The sequence below is a fragment of the Arthrobacter pascens genome, assembly GCF_030816475.1.
Taxonomy (GTDB): domain Bacteria; phylum Actinomycetota; class Actinomycetes; order Actinomycetales; family Micrococcaceae; genus Arthrobacter; species Arthrobacter pascens_B.
Genome location: NZ_JAUSXF010000001.1, coordinates 3,464,278 through 3,483,466 on the forward strand (window position 1 = coordinate 3,464,278; position 19,189 = coordinate 3,483,466).

20 protein-coding genes are annotated in these 19,189 nt (G+C 64.5%); 7 read left to right on the forward strand and 13 right to left on the reverse strand.

Annotated elements, in window-relative coordinates; all coding sequences use genetic code 11:
- Nucleotides 1-215: 215 nt before the first annotated feature.
- Nucleotides 216-1,478 (forward strand): VIT1/CCC1 transporter family protein, encoded by a 1,263-nt coding sequence (locus tag QFZ40_RS15830; protein ID WP_373427439.1) that lies wholly within the window; start codon nt 216-218, stop codon nt 1,476-1,478.
- Entirely contained in the window at nt 1,478-2,374 is an 897-nt protein-coding gene (locus QFZ40_RS15835) for a matrixin family metalloprotease (protein ID WP_306905581.1), read from the forward strand. Before QFZ40_RS15830 ends, QFZ40_RS15835 begins: the two co-directional genes overlap by 1 nt.
- Here QFZ40_RS15835 and QFZ40_RS15840 read toward each other — a convergent pair whose 3' ends face one another.
- A complete protein-coding gene (locus QFZ40_RS15840) occupies nt 2,375-3,508 on the reverse strand; it encodes an LOG family protein (protein ID WP_306906944.1) in 1,134 nt (377 codons plus the stop codon).
- 306 nt (nt 3,509-3,814) lie between these two features.
- Between QFZ40_RS15840 and QFZ40_RS15845 the strand changes: the two genes are divergently transcribed.
- Together QFZ40_RS15845 and iolB are read left to right on the forward strand one after the other, a co-directional pair.
- Nucleotides 3,815-4,555, forward strand: a complete 741-nt coding sequence (locus tag QFZ40_RS15845) for a GntR family transcriptional regulator (protein WP_306905582.1) — start codon at nt 3,815-3,817, stop codon at nt 4,553-4,555.
- Between the two features lie 17 nt (nt 4,556-4,572).
- Nucleotides 4,573-5,466: a 5-deoxy-glucuronate isomerase gene (gene iolB / locus QFZ40_RS15850; RefSeq protein ID WP_306905583.1), complete on the forward strand. Its 894-nt coding sequence runs from the start codon at nt 4,573-4,575 to the stop codon at nt 5,464-5,466.
- A gap of 126 nt (nt 5,467-5,592) precedes the next feature.
- Here the strand turns inward: iolB and QFZ40_RS15855 are convergent, their stop codons facing one another.
- From QFZ40_RS15855 to QFZ40_RS15890, 8 genes are all read right to left on the reverse strand, one after another.
- Entirely contained in the window at nt 5,593-6,645 is a 1,053-nt protein-coding gene (locus QFZ40_RS15855; protein ID WP_306905584.1) for a Gfo/Idh/MocA family protein, read from the reverse strand.
- A complete protein-coding gene (locus QFZ40_RS15860; protein WP_306905585.1) occupies nt 6,642-7,427 on the reverse strand; it encodes a TIM barrel protein in 786 nt (261 codons plus the stop codon). The genes QFZ40_RS15855 and QFZ40_RS15860 overlap by 4 nt, the downstream gene beginning before the upstream one ends.
- Nucleotides 7,427-8,515 (reverse strand): Gfo/Idh/MocA family oxidoreductase, encoded by a 1,089-nt coding sequence (locus QFZ40_RS15865; RefSeq protein WP_306905586.1) that lies wholly within the window; start codon nt 8,513-8,515, stop codon nt 7,427-7,429. Before QFZ40_RS15865 ends, QFZ40_RS15860 begins: the two co-directional genes overlap by 1 nt.
- Before the next feature lie 31 nt (nt 8,516-8,546).
- Nucleotides 8,547-9,464, reverse strand: a complete 918-nt coding sequence (locus tag QFZ40_RS15870) for an ATP-binding cassette domain-containing protein (RefSeq protein ID WP_306905587.1) — start codon at nt 9,462-9,464, stop codon at nt 8,547-8,549.
- A 14-nt stretch (nt 9,465-9,478) separates the two neighbouring features.
- Nucleotides 9,479-10,519 carry an ABC transporter permease gene (locus QFZ40_RS15875; protein ID WP_306905589.1) on the reverse strand — a complete coding sequence of 347 codons (1,041 nt, stop codon included), beginning with the start codon at nt 10,517-10,519 and terminating at the stop codon, nt 9,479-9,481.
- A gap of 73 nt (nt 10,520-10,592) precedes the next feature.
- Nucleotides 10,593-11,585, reverse strand: coding sequence for a substrate-binding domain-containing protein (locus QFZ40_RS15880; RefSeq protein ID WP_306905590.1), 993 nt, complete (start codon nt 11,583-11,585; stop codon nt 10,593-10,595).
- 120 nt (nt 11,586-11,705) lie between these two features.
- The gene (locus QFZ40_RS15885; RefSeq protein ID WP_306906945.1) at nt 11,706-12,236 is read right to left on the reverse strand and encodes a substrate-binding domain-containing protein; all 531 of its coding nucleotides are present in this window, start codon (nt 12,234-12,236) and stop codon (nt 11,706-11,708) included.
- The gene (locus tag QFZ40_RS15890; protein WP_306906946.1) at nt 12,127-12,744 is read right to left on the reverse strand and encodes a LacI family DNA-binding transcriptional regulator; all 618 of its coding nucleotides are present in this window, start codon (nt 12,742-12,744) and stop codon (nt 12,127-12,129) included. The genes QFZ40_RS15885 and QFZ40_RS15890 overlap by 110 nt, the downstream gene beginning before the upstream one ends.
- Nucleotides 12,745-12,970: 226 nt before the next feature.
- On the opposite strand from QFZ40_RS15890, the gene QFZ40_RS15895 reads away from it, so the two are divergent.
- The 3 genes from QFZ40_RS15895 to QFZ40_RS15905 all read left to right on the forward strand — a co-directional run bounded on the left by QFZ40_RS15895 (nt 12,971) and on the right by QFZ40_RS15905 (nt 14,638).
- Complete coding sequence (locus QFZ40_RS15895) at nt 12,971-13,939, forward strand: sugar phosphate isomerase/epimerase family protein (protein ID WP_306905591.1); 969 nt, start codon at nt 12,971-12,973, stop codon at nt 13,937-13,939.
- A 169-nt stretch (nt 13,940-14,108) separates the two neighbouring features.
- The gene (locus QFZ40_RS15900; RefSeq protein ID WP_306906947.1) at nt 14,109-14,330 is read left to right on the forward strand and encodes a hypothetical protein; all 222 of its coding nucleotides are present in this window, start codon (nt 14,109-14,111) and stop codon (nt 14,328-14,330) included.
- Nucleotides 14,303-14,638, forward strand: a complete 336-nt coding sequence (locus QFZ40_RS15905; RefSeq protein ID WP_306905593.1) for an MFS transporter — start codon at nt 14,303-14,305, stop codon at nt 14,636-14,638. The genes QFZ40_RS15900 and QFZ40_RS15905 overlap by 28 nt, the downstream gene beginning before the upstream one ends.
- On the opposite strand, the gene QFZ40_RS15910 is transcribed toward QFZ40_RS15905, so the two are convergent.
- The 4 genes from QFZ40_RS15910 to QFZ40_RS15925 form a co-directional block, all read right to left on the reverse strand.
- Nucleotides 14,593-15,465 (reverse strand): sugar phosphate isomerase/epimerase family protein, encoded by an 873-nt coding sequence (locus QFZ40_RS15910; RefSeq protein ID WP_306905594.1) that lies wholly within the window; start codon nt 15,463-15,465, stop codon nt 14,593-14,595. The two genes, QFZ40_RS15905 and QFZ40_RS15910, sit on opposite strands and share 46 nt — an antisense overlap.
- Before the next feature lie 97 nt (nt 15,466-15,562).
- On the reverse strand, nt 15,563-16,576 hold the full coding sequence (locus QFZ40_RS15915) for a Gfo/Idh/MocA family protein (protein ID WP_306905595.1): 1,014 nt from the start codon (nt 16,574-16,576) through the stop codon (nt 15,563-15,565).
- A 59-nt stretch (nt 16,577-16,635) separates the two neighbouring features.
- The gene (locus QFZ40_RS15920) at nt 16,636-17,547 is read right to left on the reverse strand and encodes a sugar phosphate isomerase/epimerase family protein (RefSeq protein ID WP_306905597.1); all 912 of its coding nucleotides are present in this window, start codon (nt 17,545-17,547) and stop codon (nt 16,636-16,638) included.
- 89 nt (nt 17,548-17,636) lie between these two features.
- Nucleotides 17,637-19,151: a CoA-acylating methylmalonate-semialdehyde dehydrogenase gene (locus tag QFZ40_RS15925; protein ID WP_306905598.1), complete on the reverse strand. Its 1,515-nt coding sequence runs from the start codon at nt 19,149-19,151 to the stop codon at nt 17,637-17,639.
- Nucleotides 19,152-19,189: the final 38 nt, after the last annotated feature.

Here is a 19,189-nt window from a genome sequence, read left to right on the forward strand (position 1 = left end):
GGCTGTGCGCTGGAAGGCGCCACACCTTCATCACAGCACCGGGGGGACCTTGGGTCAAGGGCCGGGAGAGGCCAGGCCGAGGGTCCGGCGTTGCGGGTTTTTGAGGGAAACCGAAACTGCGGAGTAAGGTTTGCCAGCCGAAAATCCCCGGATTTGCGCGGTAAGCTTGCTGTGCAATGGGGCCGAACCATGCCCCGTCAAGTCCAGGAGCCTCCGTGTCTCAGCACGCCAAGTCCAGCCAGCAGCACCCCGTCCCCGAAGCGCAACCCGGCGCCCCTGTTTCTGACTCTGCTCCCGCCTCTCCTCCTGCCTCTGCCTCGGCTCCCGAGCCTGCCCCCGCCTCTGAGTCTGGCCCCGCCGTGGCCGGGACAACCGCCGCAGATAAGCAGTCCGGCCAGCAGCCCAGCGCCGCTGATATCCGCCGCTGGCGCCAATATCTCGCGGATGAACGTGCCGAGGCCGCCGTCTACCGCGACCTGGCACAAAGCAGGACCGGTGAAGAGCGCGAGATCCTCCTTGCCCTGGCGGAAGCGGAAGGACGCCATGAGGCGCATTGGCTCAAACTGCTGGGCGGGCACGCGGAAAAGAACCGCCCGGCGTCGCTACGAAGCCAGCTCCTGGGATTCCTCGCCCGGCATTTCGGTTCAGTCTTTGTGCTGGCCCTTGCCCAGCGCGCGGAAGGCCGCTCCCCCTATGCCAAGGACCCCTCGGCAACGCCAGCCATGGCCGCAGACGAACAGATCCACGAGGAAGTGGTGCGCGGTCTGGCAACCCGCGGCCGCAACCGGCTGGCCGGAACGTTCCGCGCCGCAGTTTTCGGCGCCAACGACGGTCTGGTCAGCAACCTTTCATTGGTAATGGGGATGGCCGCCTCAGGTGTTGCCAGCTCGGTGGTGCTGTTAAGCGGGGTGGCCGGTTTGCTGGCCGGCGCCCTTTCCATGGGGGCGGGCGAATTTGTTTCGGTGCGCTCCCAGCGCGAGCTCCTGGCGGCTACCCGGCCCACGCAGATCACCCTGGCGGCAGCGCCCAAGCTCGACATCCAGCACAACGAACTGCTGCTCGTGTATCTGGCCCGCGGCATGTCCCACGAGGCCGCTGAACACCGCGTGGCCGAACGCATGGGACTGCTGGCCTGCGACTGCGACCCCAGCCTGTCCCTCCGGCCTGAACTTCCGGAGGCCGCGGACCAGCACGAAGCCGTTGGCACGGCGTGGGGAGCTGCCCTCTCCAGCTTCTGCTTCTTTGCGTCCGGAGCCATCGTTCCCATCCTGCCCTTCCTGTTTGGACTGACCGGAGTTACTGCCCTCGCTGTTGCCACCGCCCTGGTGGGAATGGCCCTGCTGGTGACCGGCGGAATTGTGGGCCTACTTTCCGGCACCTCGCCCCTGAGTCGGGGGCTGCGCCAGCTGGCCATAGGCCTGGGGGCGGCCGCAGTGACTTACGTGCTTGGCCTGGCCTTCGGCACCGTGGTGGGTTAGTGGAGGGCCGGCCGCCCCGCCACACGCACCAAAGCGCTCCTAAACCTGGGGCCGGAAAGATCATCCGCGGCCTGTTCCTGGTGGCACTCATCGGCGCAGGAGCCTTGGTGGCCGGGCTGCTCTCCGCTGATCCCCGCTTCGTGCAGGTCCTCGATGTCAGGATTGGCCCGGGCGCCGTTCAGACTCCAGCCACCGGCGGCGCACAGCCGCCCGCCCAAGGACGCCGTCAGGCTCCGCCGCCCGGGTTTGAAGAGGCGGCCGCGCCGCTGGGAACCCCGGAACAGGCCCCCTATCCCAGCAATTCCTACCGGTTCCTGGCGGTGAACGGCGATGGGACACCGGTGGGCTATTCGCCGTGCCGGCCGCTCCACTATGTGGTGAACCAGCATCTGGCCCCGGCCGGCGCGGAGAACCTTATTCCCGAAGCCATCGACACTATCTCCCTGGCCACCGGGATCCGTTTCATCGACGATGGCGGCACCAGCGAACAGCCCACGGGGCAAAGGGCGCCCTATCAGCCGGATACTTACGGGGACCGCTGGGCGCCCCTGCTGATCGCCTGGACCACTCCCGACGTCGCCCCGCAGCTACAAGGCAAGGTCATCGGAACCGGTGGCAGCACCCATTACAGCTACGGGGACGGCATTAAGACATTTGTCACTGGCAGCCTGGAACTGGACGCACCGCAGATCACCGACGAGCTGCGCCAGGCTGACGGGAAGCTGTATGCCACGGCCGTCATACTGCACGAGCTGGGCCATGTCATGGGCCTGGAACATGTGGACGATCCCACCCAGCTGATGTACCCCGAGATCGGCACCCCGGACGGCCTCGCCGCCGGGGACCTCAACGGACTGCACGAGCTGGCCAAGGCACATTGCCGTAAGGACCCCTAGCTAGCCGCCCATAACCGCGACAGCTTCTTCAACGGTGTCCACCAGGAAGACCCGGTCTGCCATGGGCCGCCCTGCCGCCAGCCGGCTGAGCATGGGCCACGCCGGGTACTCGTGCTCCCAGTGCCTCCTGCCCACCAGCACCATGGGGGTCACGGCTTCCCGGGCGCTGTAGTAGTTCTCGCACGCATCCTGGAAGATTTCCTGGACGGTGCCGGCGGCCCCGGGGAGGAAAATAATGCCGCCGTTGCAGAGTTCCAGCAAGATCGCCTCGCGGATGGCGTTGGCGAAGTATTTGGCGATATGTGTTGCAAAGTAGTTGGGCGGCTCATGGCCGTAGAACCAGGTGGGGATACCCAGCGACGGTGTTCCGTCCGGAAAACGATCGACGACGGCGGCGGCCACACGCGCCCATGCGGACACTGATGGGCGGAAGCCGGGGACAGACCCCAGCTCCGCCAGTGCCTCCTTGAAGCCGTCGTCGGGAATATGGCTCAGGTAAGCGCCCAGGTTCGCCGCTTCCATCGCTCCTGGTCCGCCGCCTGTGGCCACGAGCCGGCCGCTCCGGGCCAGCAGCCTCCCCAGGGTCGCGGCCTGTGCGAACTCCACGCTGCCGCGCTGGGCGGCGTGCCCGCCCATCACGCCCACTATCGTGCGGCCGGAAGAAAACTCGGACCGGGTCAGATCATCCAGCGCGTCTCCAATGGCATGATCGTGCAGCGCGGATGCCAGGGTGGCGTCCACCCGTTGCCGCTGCCCCTGGCGGATGCTCCACTGGTACACGAGTGCGTCGGGAAGTTCCTCATAGGGGGCGTGGTCCAGTCCGTCGTAGAGCTCCTGCGGCGTGTAGAGGCTTGACCGGTAGGGATTGAAGGGGACGCCCTGAAGCCGGGGGAAGATCAGGGCACCGCGGCGCCGCAGCCGCTCCTCCACCCCTGGATCAAAAGTGCAGCCCAGGAAGATGGCCCCTTCCACCTTAAGATTCTCCAGGGCAGCAGTCCTGCCGCGAAGGTCCAGGGACTGCGCGTGCCAGCCATGCATCGCCACTGCGCCCTCGTCCACCAGCCGGTCGAAGCTCTCGATGCTCTCGACCTCGAGCGTTCTGGGGCTGGGGCCCAGGCTGCCGGAGAGATTCATCATGGAGCCTTAGACAACGTCCATTGAAACGGCGATAGGGAGATTGCTCTTCATCGGTCCAGCCTAGCCGCAGGCCTTGGATTGAGACCCGGAATTATGGGGGCTTTTCCAGTCTTCGACCTGGCCATTTCAACTCTCAACATCGTAAGTTTCTACGGCATCATGCCCTGTCAGTCATTTCTTGACCGGGCTCCTAGTGCTGATATCATCAAATGAAAGTATGTCCTATCAAGCGAACATATGCTGGAGATCCTGGGTCCGGACAACGGACACGGGTTGGGGACACACATAATGAGGGGACATTAAGTGGCCAATCAGCTGGGCGTCATCATCGACCGTTCCTCGCCGGTGCCTCTGTATCACCAGGTGGTCCAGGGCATTGAGGCGGCGATCCACACCGGAGTCCTGGAACCGGGCAGCAAACTGGATAACGAAATCGACCTGGCAGCCCAGCTCAACCTCTCCAGGCCCACCATGCGCAAGGCAATGGACGAACTCGTCCGTTCCGGGCTTCTGGTGCGCAAGCGCGGCGTCGGGACGCAGGTAGTGTCAAGCCAGGTCCGTCGGCCACTCGAGCTCTCCAGTCTGTACGACGACCTGACCAACAACGGCAAGAAGCCCACGACGACGGTCCTTAGTTTCTCGCACATGGAAGCCGACGCGGCCACGCTGACCGCCCTGCAGCTGCCTGCCGGTTCGAAGGTCTACCACTTCACCCGTCTTCGGAAAGTGGGCGGAAAGCCCCTCGCACTCATGGAGAACTGGGTCCGGGACGATATCGCCACGATGGACGAAGCCATGCTGGCCAACGAGGGCATGTACGCGATCCTGCGCCGCGGCGGCGTGAACTTCCGGCTTGCCACCCAGCGGATCGGCGCGGTGATCGCCAACGAATACCAGGCCGGACTCCTGGAGACTGAGGTCAATTCCGCCCTTGTCACCATGGAGCGGACGGCGACAGACGACACGGGACGCCGGGTGGAAACCGGTCACCACGTCTACCGGGCCGATTCCTACAGTTTTGAAATGACACTCGTACAGCGCTAACGCAAGGACTTAACTCCATGGCCAACTGGGTCTATCCGCTGGGAACAGCCAACGACGGCGACTGGGACGTCTCGCTCGGAACCTCCGATTCGGCCCTCGCCGTGCAAGGCTGGGCCCACACCGGGCTCAAGGTCGGCACGCTCGCCGCGGGCGCCGCCGTCGAACTTCCCGCCGCAGCGGAGGAACGGATCATCGTGCCGCTCAATGGCTCCTTCACGGTGACGGTTGACGACGTCGAGTATCCCCTTGCGGGCCGGGCCTCCGTTTTCCATGGCCCCAGTGACGTCCTGTACTGCGGTACCGATAAGGCCGTCACCATCGGTTCGGCGGGCGGTGGCCGTGTGGCTGTTGCCACCGCGCCGGCGAAGGCAACTTATCCGACCCGGTTGGTCACGGCAGGTGAAACCCCCGTGGAACTGCGTGGTGCCGGCAATTGCTCCCGCCAGGTTCACAACTTCGGCACGCCGGCGGCGTTGGAGGCAGATCGATTTATTGTCTGCGAGGTGATCACTCCGGCAGGTAACTGGTCCTCCTATCCTCCGCACAAGCACGATGAGGAAAAGGACGGCGAGACGCAGCTTGAAGAGATCTACTATTTCGAAACCCGGGTGGCCGATGGTTCCGGGGCCCCCGCCGAGAGCGACGCCATCGGCTACCAACGGGTCTACGCCTCGGATGAACGCGCGATCGACGTTGCCGCAGAAGTCCGTACCGGCGACGTTGTCCTGGTTCCCTACGGCTGGCACGGCCCCGCCATGGCCGCACCCGGCTACGACCTGTACTACCTCAACGTTATGGCCGGCCCCGGTCCCGTCCGTGATTGGCTGATCAGCGACGACCCGCACCACGGGTGGGTGCGCCAAAGCTGGGATGGGCAGGACATCGACCCGCGGCTACCGTTCGGCGCGTAGAGTCAGACACCCCGCAGACAGCCAGACAGTCAAACACCGCACGGACTGCCGGAACCCAGAAAAAACTCCCCTTCGGAGCATCATTCCGGAGGGGAGTTTTTTACGTTGAACTCGTGCCTGGCCCGCCTAGGCAGCCTTGGCCTTGGCGGTGGCCTTAGCCAGCCCCACGTTGACCGGGACGGCCGTTGCCAGCGATTCCTGGGCAGCGTCAGCCACTCGGGAAGCGGCCACGGCATCCTCCGGGGTGCAGGGATTCTCCCGCCTGCCCAGGATCAGCTCGACGAACGCGGCCATTTCGGACCGGTATGCCTGGTCGAAGCGCTCGGCGAAGGTCCGGTGGGATTCCCCGGCGGGAAATTCGATCCCGGCTTCGGCCGACGCCATGGCCGTTTTCTCGTCGAGCCCAACCATGAGCGAACGGCTGGAGCCTTGGATTTCCAGGCGGACGTCGTGGCCGGCACCGTTGTAGCGGCTGGCCGACACGGTACCGACTGTGCCGTCGTCGAACGTCACCAGCGCCAGCGCGGTGTCCACGTCGCCCACTGCACCGATGGCCGGATCGCCGTTGTTGGAGCCCTTCGCGTAGACCTCGACGATCTCGCGGCCGGTGAGCCAGCGCAGGATGTCGAAGTCGTGGACGGAGCAGTCGCGGAACAGTCCGCCGGAGCTTGCGAGGAACTCCACGGGAGGTGGCGCCATATCGCAGGTGACGGCGCGCAGGGAGTGGATCCAGCCCAGTTCGCCCGCGTGATAGGCACGCTTGGCCTCAAGGTAGCCGTGGTCAAAGCGGCGCTGGTGGCCGATCTGCACCACGCCGCTGTGCTCGCGTATGTAGTCCAGCACGGGCAGGGCGTCCGCCACGTTCATGGCCACGGGCTTTTCGCAGAAGACGGGGATTCCGGCGTTCACGCCCGCCTTGATCAGCTCGGGGTGGGTTCCGGTTCCGGTGGCGATGACCAGTCCGCCCACGCCGGAGGCGATGAGTTTCTCCACGGAGGGCAGGAACCCGGCACCGAGGCCGGCAGCGATCCCCCTGGCGTGGTCCTCGGCGACGTCGGTGAGCAGGAGCCTGACGTTGATGCCCTGCGGGTTGAGAACTCCGTTGAGCGCGGCGATGTTGTTCGCGTGCATCACGCCGATGCGGCCCACTCCGACCAGACCAAGGATGACATCCTTCACAGTTTCTCCGCCGCATAGACGGTGAATGCCGCGCGGAAGGCGGCCAGCGCTGCATCGCTGTCGCCCTTGGCCCACGCCTCCATGCCCACCGTCCCGTCATACCCGGCCTCCGCGAGCGCCCTGGCGACGGCCGCGTAGTTGATTTCCCCTGTTCCGGGTTCACACCGCCCCGGGACGTCGGCCACCTGGATCTCGCCGATGTAGGGCAGGGCCGTCCGCACCAACTCAATGAGGTTTCCCTCCCCCAGTTGCGCGTGGTAAAGATCCAACATCAGTTTGGCGTGGGGGTGGCCGGCGGCCTCCACCAGTGCCAGGGTGTCCTTCGCTCGTGCCAGCGGGATGCCGGGGTGGTCAAGGATGGTGTTGAGGTTCTCCAGGCAGAACGTCACACCGTACTTCTCTCCCAGCCTGCCAAGGCGCTCCAACGTCCGTGCGCCGGTGCTCCACATGCGGCCGGTGGAACGGTACATGGGGCGGGCGGCGTGGCCGTCGATGAGTTCTGCCGGGTGCACCACCATGCGGCTGACGCCAAGTTCCAGGGCAGTGGGGATCAGCGATTCCGCGGTCCGGACGACATCATCGGCAGTTTCAGGGTCCACCACGCTGCCTGAGGTGTAGCCCGTCATAGAGGAAAACACGGCGCCAGTGGCTTTGAGCGCCGGAATGTCCTTGCCCCGCGAATCCCACAGTTCGACGTCGAAACCGGACTCGTGGATCCGGCGCACGCGTTCCACAAACGGACGGTCCGTGAAGACCATCTCCGCGCAGACTGCCAGGCGCATCAGACGGCTGCCGACTCGTTGACCGCCACCGGTGCGCCTCGTTTCACCGATTCGATGCAGGCCAGTGCCATGGCCAGCGCACGGCGGGCATCCGCACCACCCGGGGTGACGTTGAAATCGGACGACAACGGCGGCATGCCGTCGCGCCGCGCACGCACGGCACCGGCGAAGTCGACGAGTTCGTCAGTATAGGCCTGCCGGAACAGTTCAACGTTGAGCCGCGGGGTGTCGGCGGACAGTCCCTCCGCCGTGTACCGGCGGGCCGCCGTTTCCGTGGCGCGGCCAGCCTGGACCATGCCTTTGGAACCGAAGACTTCGCCGCGGATGTCGTACCCGTACAGGGCGCTGAAGTTTGCCTCGGCCACGGCCACGGCACCGTTGCTGTAGCGGATGGTCACCACTGCGGTGTCCAGGAACCCCTGGTCGCGCAGGGAGGGCTCCACGAGCGCGTCCGCCACCGCGTAGACCTCCACGGGCTCGGCACCTTCGTTGAACCAGTTGAGGGTGTCAAAATCATGGATGAGGGTCTCCAGGAAGATGGTCCATGCCGGGACCCTGGCCGCGTTCGGGATACTTCCGGTCCCGGGATCGCGCGTCAGCGAGCGCAGGAGCTGCGGCGTTCCGGCGATGCCTGCGGCCAGGTCCTTCTTGGCGGCCAGGAAGTCATCGGCGTAGCGCCGGTTGAAGCCGATCTGGAAGTGCACGCCGGCCTCTTCCACCGCTGCGAGGGCAGCGTCGAGTTCGTCGAGCCCCTGACCCGCCGGCTTCTCGCAGAAAACGTGCTTGCCGGCGTTCGCGGCCTGTGCGATCAGTGAGGAGTGGAAGCGTGCGGGGCTGGCGATCACCACCGCATCGATCTCCGAATCGGCCAGGATGTCTTCTGCGTTGGCCGTCACCTTTGCCGTGCCCAGCGCCTGGGCAAGGGCCTGCGCGGATTCCACATTGGGATCGGCGATGGCTGCCAGGACTGCGCCCGGGACGCGGCGGGCGATGCTATCGGCATGGAACGCCCCCATCCAGCCGGAGCCGATGAGCCCGATCCGTACGGGCAGGACGACGTCGGACGGATTGCGGTTGAGATAAGCCAAGGGCTTGTCCTTTCAGGAAATGGGACGGCAGTTAGTGGCGGGAGTTGCCGGCGGTTTGTGCCACCCCGGCCACTTCGCCCTTAACTTCGGCAACGACGTCGTTGTGGCCGCCAAGCTGTTCGAGCTCGTGGGCGAGTTCGGCGAGTTCCGCGCCGCCGGCCATCTGGGCGGTGAGCTCGTCGAGGGTGATGTCCTTCTTGTCGTAGTAGCCGATCGACTTGCCGCGCTTGAGCAGCAGGAACCGGTCCCCCACGGGGAAGGCGTGGTGCGGGTTGTGGGTGATGAAGATGACCCCGAGGCCGCGGTCGCGGGCCTGCAGGATGTACCGCAGGACAACGCCGGACTGCTTCACGCCGAGGGCCGCCGTCGGCTCGTCCAGGATCAGCACCTTCGCGCCGAAGTACACGGCGCGGGCGATCGCCACACACTGGCGTTCACCGCCGGAGAGCTGGCCGATGGGCTGCTCCACATCGCGGAGGTCGATGCCCATCTCGGCGAGTTCCTTGAGCGTGATGGCTTTCATCTTCTCGACGTCCAGGCTCTTGAACGGACCGAAGCCGATGGTCAGCTCGGAGCCGAGAAAGAAGTTCCGCCAGATCGGCATCAGCGGCACAACAGCGAGGTCCTGGTAGACGGTGGCGATTCCGGCGTCGAGCGCGTCACGGGGCGAGGTGAATTTCCGTTCCTCGCCCATGATGTTCAGGGCCCCGGCGTCGTGCTGGTGCAGGCCGGCGATGATCTTGATCAGCGTGGACTTGCCCGCACCGTTATCACCCAGGACACAGGTGACGCGGCCGTTGTCCACGGCCATGGTGACATCGCTCAACGCGAGGATGTTGCCGTAGTTTTTCCCCACCTTGTTCAACGAGAGCAGGTGCACGGGGGTGTGGGTCAGCGGGTCCGTCTCGTTCCGGAGCAGGGTGGTTTGGTCGATTTCTTTGGCATTCATGTTCTCCGGCCCCTTTACTTGAGTTCCGCGCGGCGCTTGACGATGAGGTTGACGATGGTGGCCAGCAGCAGCATCAGGCCCAGGAAGAACTTGAACCAGTCCGGGTTCCACTGCGCGTAGACGATGCCCTTGTTGGCCATGCCGAAGATGAACGCGCCGATCGCCCCGCCCACGGCCGAGCCGTAGCCGCCGGTGAGAAGGCAGCCGCCGATGACCGCGGCGATGATGTAGAGGAACTCGTTGCCAACTCCCTCACCGGACTGCACGGTGTTGAAGGCGAAGACGTTGTGCATGCCCAGGATCCAGCCGCAGAAACCGACAGCCATGAACAGGCCGATCTTGGTCTTGTTGACGGGCACACCCACGGCGCGGGCCGCGTTGGCGTCGCCGCCGGCGGCGAAGATCCAGTTGCCCACCTTGGTGCGCAGCAGGACCCAGGAAGCCACGATCACCAGGGCGATCCAGATGAACACCGTGACGTTGACGTCGATGCCGCCGATCTTGATGGTCGAGGCGAACAGCACGCGGGCGGCGGCGAAACCGTCGAGGTCGGACACCGAGGGGGTTGCCACCGCCCCGCCGATCATGCGGGTCAGGCCGAGGTTGAGGCCGGCAAGCATCAGGAAGGATGCCAGCGTGACGATGAAGCTGGGGAGTTTTGTTTTGACGAGGATCCAGCCGTTGATGAACCCGATGCCCAGGGACACTACGAGCGCGAAGGCAACTCCGACCCAGATGTTTGTGCTGAAGTACCAGCTGAACATGGAGGCTGAGAGGGCTGAGGTGATGACTGCGACGCCGGTGGAGAGGTCAAATTCGCCACCGATCATCAGCAGGGCCACGCCCACGGCCATGATCCCGATGGTGGAGCTGCCGTACAGCACGGTTGCCAGGGAACTGGGCTGCAGGAAGACGGGGGCGATGGCGGCAAAGAATACGAAAAGTACCAGAGCGCCGACGAGGGCGCCTATTTCGGGGCGCAACAGCAATTTTTGGATGGTATTTCGGGTGCGGACGCGCTCATCTGAGGTGGCGGTTAGGACAGCATTAGCCATGATTACTAAACTCCTTTGTCTTGGGATGCCGGGCCGGTGCAGGCGCCCGGCATCCCGACAGTTTTGTTGAGGGTTAGCGGATGCCGGCCTGAGCGAACTTGGAGACATCGGCAGCATTGCTCTTGTCGACAACAGCCGGGCCCGTGTAGACCTGCTGCCCGCCGCCAACCTTGAAACCGCCCACTTTGTTCAGCCAAATGGTGTCCACAGCGCCGTAGCCCTGGAGATAGGGCTGCTGGTCCACGGTGAACATGACACTTCCGTCTTCAATGGCCTTGGCCAGGTCGCCGTTCAGGTCGAACGAAGCCACCTTGACCTTGCTGCCTGATTCCTTCACGGACTTCACAATGGTGAGCGTGAAGGGGGCGCCGAGACCGATGATCGCGTCGGCGTCCGGCGTGGACTGGAGCTTCGCCGTCACTGTAGAGGAAACGGAGGTCATGTCCGCGCCGTTGACGTTGAGGATCTCGGAGCCGGGAACCTGTTCCTTGACACCGGCACACCGGTTTTCGAGGCCGACGTGGCCCTGCTCCTGAATCACGCAGATCGGGTGCTTGATGCCCTCTGCGGCGAGTCGCTGTCCCACCGTGACACCGGCGAGCTTGTCGCTCTGCCCAAAGTGGGTGATAGCGCCCATAGCCTTCGACTGGTCTTCACCGGCGTTGAAGCTCACCACGGGAATCCCCGCGTCCACCGCCTTCTTGACGACGTCCTTCAGGGCCTCCGGCTTGGCCAGCGTGACGAGGATACCGTCCACCTTCTGGTCAATGGCCTGCTGCACCAACTGCGCCTGGCGGCCCCCCTCAGCGTCCCCGCTGTACAGCAGCTCGACGTTGTCCTTCTTCGCGGCGCTCTCGGCACCCTTCCGGACGATGTCCCAGAACGTGTCACCGGCGGCCGCGTGGGTGATCATCGCGACCTTCAATCGCGGCGTGTCCGCAACCGTGCCACCTCCCCCACCATTTACGGTTTCGGTCTTGCCGCCGGTGCTTGAACAGGCGCTCAGGGCCAGCATCGGAACGACGGCCGCTATCAGAGCTGCCTTCCGCCAAGAAATCTTCTTCACGATTTTCTCCTTCGATAGGGGCTGCGGCCCTGCCACTCTGCAGGAGCTCAAGGCCCTCCCCTAGATCATGGTGAGTCGCATCACGCTTTGTCAATACTTTGTCCTGACATTAGGATGTTTTTACGTGAAATTGATCGGGCCCGTGGCGAGCGAGGTGCTGTTACTCCCGAGCTTCCAGGCCTCCGCGGGTGGCGCCGTTGTCCTGCGGACGATCAAGCGAGGGTCATGGACTACGTGGACGGGACCGCCCCGGCCTTCCAATCGATCAACCGCACGGTCGACGGCAGCGACGGCCAGCAGCGGCGCCTCAGAACTGACGGACGAAAGCTGCACGAACCTGAGCTGCGCAAGCTGACTGTTGTCGAAGCCAAGGACAGATGCGTCCTCGGGGACACACAGCCCTGCAGCCCGCAAGCTTTCCATTACACCCAGAGCCGATCGGTCGTTGAACGCAATGACAGCAGAAGGGAGGCTCCCCTGAAGCGAATCCCCAGCCCTCAAACCGTCGTCTTCCGCGGGCCCGCCGGGAATGATGACCGGCTCAAGCTGGCGGCCCATCATCTCGAGCCGAAAAGCATCCCGGCGCCGCGCGGCCGAGACGGCCGATCCACCGTCGACATGGACAATATTCCAGTGCCCCAGGCCCGTCAGGTGTTCTACCGCTACGGACGCCGGCACGATCGTCGCTGCTGATCGAGTCAACGAAGGCGCCAACGTCGTCACGCAGGAGGCTCACGACAGGAACGCGACCGGAATAGCGCTCCAGTTCCCTGATGCCCAAGCTCGGCGCGATGACAATCAACGCTTCCGAGCCGAAGTCAAGAAGCCCGTCAATCGCCCGCGCTTCCGATCGGCTGCGGCCGACCGCACTGAGCACCACTTCGTAGCCCCGCTCTGCAGCCTGGGCGTAGACCGCGTCGACGATTTCCGCGTGGAATGGGGCACTGCCATGGAAGGTGACACCGAGCAGCCTCGTCCTGCTGCTCCGGAGCAACCGCGCCCGGCTGTCCGGCCGGTAGCCCAAGTCTCGCGCCACAGTGAGGACCCTCTCCCGGGTGGTTTCCGCGGCCCCCGGAGCGCCCCGCATCACAATCGAGACCAGCGCCCTGGAAACGCCCGCCGCTTGCGCGACATCCATCAGGGTTGGGCGGCGCTGCATTTCCGTCACACTTCTCCTTCGTTACGAGCAGGATTAGAACGTTCTAGACATGGTGGCGGTCACATGTAACAATAGTCCACTAGAACGATCTAAATTATTCCTGAAGAAACGCTCACGGGGCCAGTAGCTGTCAGAACCACAGTGGCCTCCCCTTCCCCCCCGTGAAAGAGCATTCGTGGCCTGATCCACCACCTCCACAAATTTCGCACCAAAGAAGGGATACCCATTGAAGATTGGTTTGATCACAGATTCAGTGAGCCGGCTTCCATTTGACCAGGCGCTGGACTTGGCCAGGGAACTTGCCTTGAGCTCGGTTGAGGTGGCCACCGGGAACTGGTCCGAGAGTCCACATGCCGACCTTCCGACGCTGAAGTCCTCCGCACTGGCCAGAAGCGAGTTCCAGGACCTGGTGGTCGGCCGCGGTCTGGAAATCAGCGCTCTGAACGCCAACGGCAACCAGCTCCACCCAGTCTCCGGAGCCAGGCACGATCAGGTGGTGCGCGACTCCATCACCGTCGCTGGAGAACTAGGTGTTCCCACGGTGGTGCTGATGTCTGGTTTGCCGGCAGCGGGCGGCGGCGACTCCACCCCAAACTGGATTACTAGCGCGTGGCCCCCGGAAAACCTCGACGTTCTTGACTACCAGTGGAAAGAGGTCGCCGTTCCCTACTGGCGCGAACTGGCAAAGTTCGCCGCCGACAACGGCGTGCGGCTTGCGGTGGAGCCATGCGGCAACCAGCTGGTCCACAATGTCGCAACAATGCAACGGCTGCTTAACGAAGTCGATAACGAAGCGGTCGGAACCAATCTGGACCCCTCACACCTGATGTGGATGGGAGCCGACATTCCTACTGTCGTCCAGGCGTTAGGCAGTTCCATCTACCACGTGCATGCCAAAGACATCCGTGTGGAACTCCCCCATGCCCGGCAAAATGGAATGCTGGACACCACCCCACTAGACCAGCCACGAGCGCGCGCCTGGAACTACGTCACCCTCGGTCTCGGACACGCCCAAGGGGCCACCTTCTGGGCAGACTTTGTTTACCAGCTCCGCGCGGTTGGTTACGACGGAACTCTCAACATCGAGCATGAAGACACCCTGGTGAGCTCATCGGAGGGCGTCCGCCGCGCCGCCAAACTTCTGGGCGACGTCGTCCTCACCGAGACCCCAGACTGGTCCCCGGCAAGAATCTGAACCGCTGGGACAGGCCACGGGCTCTTGGCCCGGTCCGCATCAAAATCATTGAACTTCCCCAAAAGGAAAAACTTGCCATGACAACGCCGTCAGAAGCACACGGGAAAAGACCGGGAAACCCTCCGCCCCCAAGCTCGGCTTGATCACTTTCATCGCCACCCTCGGCGGTTTGCTGTTTGGTTATGACACGGGTGTAATCAGCGGCGCCCTGCCGTTCATGAGCCTCTCTCCCGGGCAAGGAGGACTGGGACTTTCGGTGGCCGAAGAGGGCGTGGTGACCGCTTCACTGGTATTCGGAGCAGTATTCGGCTCAATACTCTCGGCGGCCGACTCCCCGACAGGCAGGGCCGCAAACGCACCATCATGCTGCTCGCAGTCATCTTCTTCATAGGCGCCGTGGGGTGTGCCATCGCCCCGAACACTGAATTCATCGTCGCCGCCCGCTTCGTCTTGGGGCTTGCCGTCGGCGGCGCCTCCGCCACAGTGAGTGTGTTCTTGTCGGAGCTGGCAGCCAGCCAGCAGCAGCGGAGCCCTTCGGTCAACGGTGTGAGGCCGAGGTCCCGCTTTCCTCGGATTGGCCGGCTCGATGGTGCCCGGGCGCTGGGCCTGGACCGCGGTGGGGTTCGATATGGTCTGCTTCGCGTCGGTCCCCACTACTTGACCTTATCGATGTACCGGCCCATCGTCTCCAGCTGGTAACGGGACACGTCCTCGGCGTTGTCGTCCTCGGCGAAGACACTGGATACCATCACTGTGTTGTCCTTGTCCAGGAAGCCGATTTCCTTGAGCCCGCCGAAGAACTGGTCCCAGTTGACGTCGCCGTCGCCGATCTTCAGGTGCTGGTGCACCCGTACGGCGTTTCCGGGCGGGTTGGTGATGTAACGCAGGCCGTGGGAGGCGTGGTGGTCCATGGTGTCCGAGACGTGGACGAGGCGCAGCTTGTCCCCGGCGGCCCTCATGATCTCCAGGGGCTTGTTGCCCATGTGGAACGAGTGTGAGGCCACGTAGACCATGCCGATGTTGGGCGAGTTTAGCCCGCGGATGACGCGTATGGCGGCCAGGCCATCTTCGACGAAGTCGTCCGGGTGCGGGTCGATCAGGACATCCAGGCCCTCCCGCTCGATGATCGGCAGCAGCTCTTCCATGGAGCGGTAGAAGGCGCGCTCCGATTCCTCGGCCTTCTCGGGGCGGCCGCTGAATTCGGTGTTCATGGTGCTGACGCCGAGGTCTAGGGCGATTTGGATGGCGCGCTTCCAGTAGCGGACGGCGGCTTCGCGGGCGTCCTCGTCCGGACCGGACCAGCGCAGGACCGGCAGGACTGACGCGATTTCGACGCCGGCATCCTTGCACGCCTTGTTCATCTGGGCCACCAGCTCATCGTCGGCTTTGGGGTGGTTGTAGAAGGGGATCATGTCCGCATGCGGAGTCAGCTGCAGGTACTTGTATCCGAGGTCGGCGGCCACGCGCGGAAATTCCAGCAGGCTGTGGCTGTGATGGAAAGGGGTGGGGTCCAGGGCGATTTTCATGGTCACTCCTTTGTGGTTTAGAAAACTTCGATGGTGCCTGCAAGAAGGCGGCCCGCCGGCTGCTGCCGACAGACCGCCTCGTGGTTTGCAGGAGCTGTTAGTTGTAGAGGTCCGGCTTGGCGTTGAGCTGGACCTTGACCTTTGCGCCCGACTTCTGGGCCTCGACGCCGGCCTCGCAGCAGGCAGCGGTGGCGTAGCCGTCCCAGGCGGTGGGGCCGCCGATTTCGCCACGGCGGGCAGCGTCCGCCCAGGCCTGGACCTCGACGTCATACGCCGCGCCGAAGCGCTCCTCGAAGCCGGGGCTGACCGAGCCGCCCCAGCGGCCGGCCGACTGGACGTACGGTCCGGCGTCGCCGCCGATGCTCACGATGCCGTTCTCGAAGGAGGCCTGCGTGGCCACCTGGTAGCCAAACTTGGCGTTAACGTAGATCTCGACGTCGGCCAGGACGCCGGATTCGGTTTCGAGCAGGACGTGCTGCGGATCGTGCTGGCCGTTCGGGGCATTGCGGGTGGCTTTGCCCAGCCGGACCTGCACGGAGGTGATTTCCTCTCCCGTGAAGAAGCGGATGGCGTCGAATTCGTGGACCACGGAGTCGTTGATGAGCATCTCATTGGTGAACCCCGGAGGTGTGGTGGGGTTGCGGTGCTGGTGGTGGAGCATCAGCAGCTCACCCAGTTCGCCGTCGCGGATGACGGAGACCAGGGCCGCGTACTCGGCGTCGAAGCGGCGCATAAAGCCCACCTGGATGCGCTTGTGGCCCAAGGCCGTTTCGGCCTGGACAACCTTCCACGCACTTTCGGCGTCAGGGGTGAGCGGCTTTTCGCAGAGGATCGGGAAGCCCTTCTCCAGCGCCTTATACAGGATTTCCTCATGGAGGAAGCCCGGCGTGGCGATCAGCAGGGCGTTGACGTCGCCGTTGTTGAGCGCCTCGTCGGCGCTGGCCAGGGCCACGGCGCCGTCGATCCCTTCGATGGCGGCCTGCGCCCGGGAGAGGTCGACGTCGACGACGGCGGCCACTTCAGTGCCGTGGATGCGGGTGCTGAGCCGCTTGATGTGGTCCGCACCCATGCGACCTGCGCCGATGACGGCAACGCGGAGAATGTCAGTCATTGTTCTGTCCTTAGGTATCGGGGGCTGGCGGAAGCTGGTGCCAGCTGACGGCGGTGCTTCTAGCTGACGGTGGTGCGGGAGCCGCAGGAGAGCAGGAAGTTGCGGGTTCGCTTGGCGATGGGCATCGGCACGTCGAACGCCACGGGGTACATGTCCTGTTCCACGATGCCGAAGATCGGGCGGTTGAGCCCTTCGACGGCATCAATCACGGCGCGGAGGTCCGGGAGGCCGTTCGGCGGTTCGGTCATGACGCCGGCCAGGTTGGCTGCGGCCCAGGTCAGGTTTTCCTCGTTGACCTGCTTGAGGATCTCCGGGTTGATCTGCTTCAGGTGCAGGTAGCCGATCCGGTCCGGGTAGTTTTTGATCAGTTCCAGGCTGGACGCGCCGCAGTACTCGGCGTGCCCGGTGTCCAGGCACAGGTTCAGGTACTGCGGATCCGTGGCGGCCAGCAGCGTCTCGATATCCTCCTGCGCGCCGACATGGGAGTCGGCATGCGAGTGGAACTGCTGCTTCAGGCCGAAGTCCTCAAGTAGGGTCTTTCCCAGGCGGTTGTGCCCGGCGAACAGATCGCTCCAGGCCTTCTCGGTGAGCTGGCCGCTTTCCACCGCCTCGCCGGTCACATCATCACGCCACATGGCCGGAATGACCACCATGTGCTCCCCGCCCATGGCTGCGGTGAGCTCGGCGACCTTGCGGGCGGGTTCCCAGGCAGACTCCCACTGGTCCAGCCCGCGGTGGAAGGCGGTGAAAACCGTACCGGCGGTGACCTTCAGGTCGCGCTGCTTCAGTTCCTCCGCGAGCCGGGCGGGGTCATTGGGCAGGTAGCCGTAGGGGCCCAGCTCGATCCACTTGTAGCCGGATTCGGCCACTTCATCGAGGAACCGTTCCCAGGGGGTCTGCTGGGGGTCGTCGGCGAACCACACTCCCCAGGAGTCAGGCGCGGTGCCGATGATGAGCTTGTTCTCAGTCATAGCTTAATCCTTCTCCTCGATTGCCCCGTAAGGGCCCTTTTGGAGGCTCAGAACGGCGGTTACGGAGCAATCGATGGGTGTGAGCGGGGTCAGTTGGAGGGGAAGTTGTAGGAGGCGCCGGAGGCGTGGGTGGGTTCGGGCCAGCGTGAGGTGACGACCTTGCCGCGGGTGTAGAAGGAGACGCCTTCGGGGCCGTAGATGTGCTTGTCGCCGAAGAGGGATGCTTTCCAGCCGCCGAAGGAGTGGTAGGCCACTGGAACGGGCAGGGGCACGTTGATGCCGATCATGCCTACGGTCACGGAGCGCTGGAACTTGCGGGCGTGGGCTCCGGAGGAGGTGAAGATGGCGGTGCCGTTGCCGTAGGGGTTGGAGTTGATCAGTTTGATGCCGGCGTCCAGGTCTTCAACGCGGACGACAACGAGGACCGGTCCGAAGATTTCCTCGGTGTAAGCGGTCATCTCGGTCTTGACGTGGTCCAGGACGGTGGGGCCCACCCAGAAGCCTTCCTCGTGGCCGGGAACGACGAGGTCGCGCCCGTCCACTACCATCGCCGCGCCGGCGGCCTCGGCTTCGGTCACGATCCGTACGATGCGGTCCTTGGACGCCGGGGTGATGACCGGGCCCATTTCGGCGTCGGGCGCTGTGCCGTTGTTGACCTTCACGGCCAGGGCCCGTTCTTCGACCTTGTTGACGAGCAGGTCGGCAGCTTCGCCCACGGCGACGGCGACGGAGATGGCCATACAGCGTTCCCCGGCGGAGCCGAACGCGGCGGCGGCGAGGTGGTCCGCGGCGTTGTCCAGGTCCGCGTCGGGCATGATGATGGCGTGGTTCTTCGCGCCGCCCAGGGCCTGGACGCGTTTGCCGTGTTTGGTGGCGGTCTCGTGGACGTACCTCGCGATCGGGGTGGAGCCGACGAAGGAGATGCCGTCCACGTCCGGGTGGGTCAGGAGACCGTCCACTGTTTCCTTGTCACCGTGCAGGACCTGGAACACGCCGTCGGGCAAGCCGGCCTGCTTCCACAGCTTGGCCAGCAGCATCGAGGCGGACGGGTCGCGCTCTGAGGGCTTAAGAATGAAGGCGTTGCCGGTGGCGATGGCCATCGGCGCCATCCACAGCGGCACCATGACAGGGAAGTTGAACGGCGTGATGCCGGCGACGACGCCCAGGGGCTCGCGGAAGGAGAACACGTCGATGCCGGTGGAGACCTGGTCCGAGTAGTCGCCCTTGAGCAGCGTCGGGATGCCGCACGCGAACTCCACAACTTCCAGGCCGCGGCCTATCTCGCCCTTGGCGTCCGAGAGGACTTTGCCGTGCTCTGCGGTGACCAGCTCGGCGAGGTCGTCCACGTGGGCAGCGACGAGTTCGCGGAACTTGAACAGCACGGCGGTCCGCTTGGCCAGGGAGATGTCACGCCAGGAATCGGCGGCTTTGCGGGCGGCGGCGACGGTGGCGTCCAGGTCCGCCCGGTTCGCCAGCCGCAGCTCACCGGACACGGTGCCGGTGGCGGGGTTGTAGACGGGCTGGGTGCGGGTGCCGTCGCCGGGCGTTTCCGTGCCGTTGATGAAGTGGTTGATGGTGGTGATCTCTATGGTGGTGGCAGTCATGGGACTCTTCCTTGAGTTGTCAGCGTGTGGGGGCGGGA

Excerpts from the sequence above, each read along its gene's own strand:
- QFZ40_RS15840 (WP_306906944.1), bottom strand. The coding sequence starts at position 3,508 with ATGAATCTCTCCGGCAGCCTGGGCCCCAGCCCCAGAACGCTCGAGGTC.
- iolB (WP_306905583.1), top strand. The coding sequence starts at position 4,573 with ATGGCCAACTGGGTCTATCCGCTGGGAACAGCCAACGACGGCGACTGG.
- QFZ40_RS15860 (WP_306905585.1), bottom strand. The coding sequence starts at position 7,427 with ATGCGCCTGGCAGTCTGCGCGGAGATGGTCTTCACGGACCGTCCGTTT.
- QFZ40_RS15870 (WP_306905587.1), bottom strand. The coding sequence starts at position 9,464 with ATGAATGCCAAAGAAATCGACCAAACCACCCTGCTCCGGAACGAGACG.
- QFZ40_RS15875 (WP_306905589.1), bottom strand. The coding sequence starts at position 10,519 with ATGGCTAATGCTGTCCTAACCGCCACCTCAGATGAGCGCGTCCGCACC.
- QFZ40_RS15890 (WP_306906946.1), bottom strand. The coding sequence starts at position 12,744 with ATGCAGCGCCGCCCAACCCTGATGGATGTCGCGCAAGCGGCGGGCGTT.
- QFZ40_RS15905 (WP_306905593.1), top strand. The coding sequence starts at position 14,303 with ATGCTGCTCGCAGTCATCTTCTTCATAGGCGCCGTGGGGTGTGCCATC.
- QFZ40_RS15910 (WP_306905594.1), bottom strand. The coding sequence starts at position 15,465 with ATGAAAATCGCCCTGGACCCCACCCCTTTCCATCACAGCCACAGCCTG.
- QFZ40_RS15915 (WP_306905595.1), bottom strand. The coding sequence starts at position 16,576 with ATGACTGACATTCTCCGCGTTGCCGTCATCGGCGCAGGTCGCATGGGT.
- QFZ40_RS15920 (WP_306905597.1), bottom strand. The coding sequence starts at position 17,547 with ATGACTGAGAACAAGCTCATCATCGGCACCGCGCCTGACTCCTGGGGA.
- QFZ40_RS15925 (WP_306905598.1), bottom strand. The coding sequence starts at position 19,151 with ATGACTGCCACCACCATAGAGATCACCACCATCAACCACTTCATCAAC.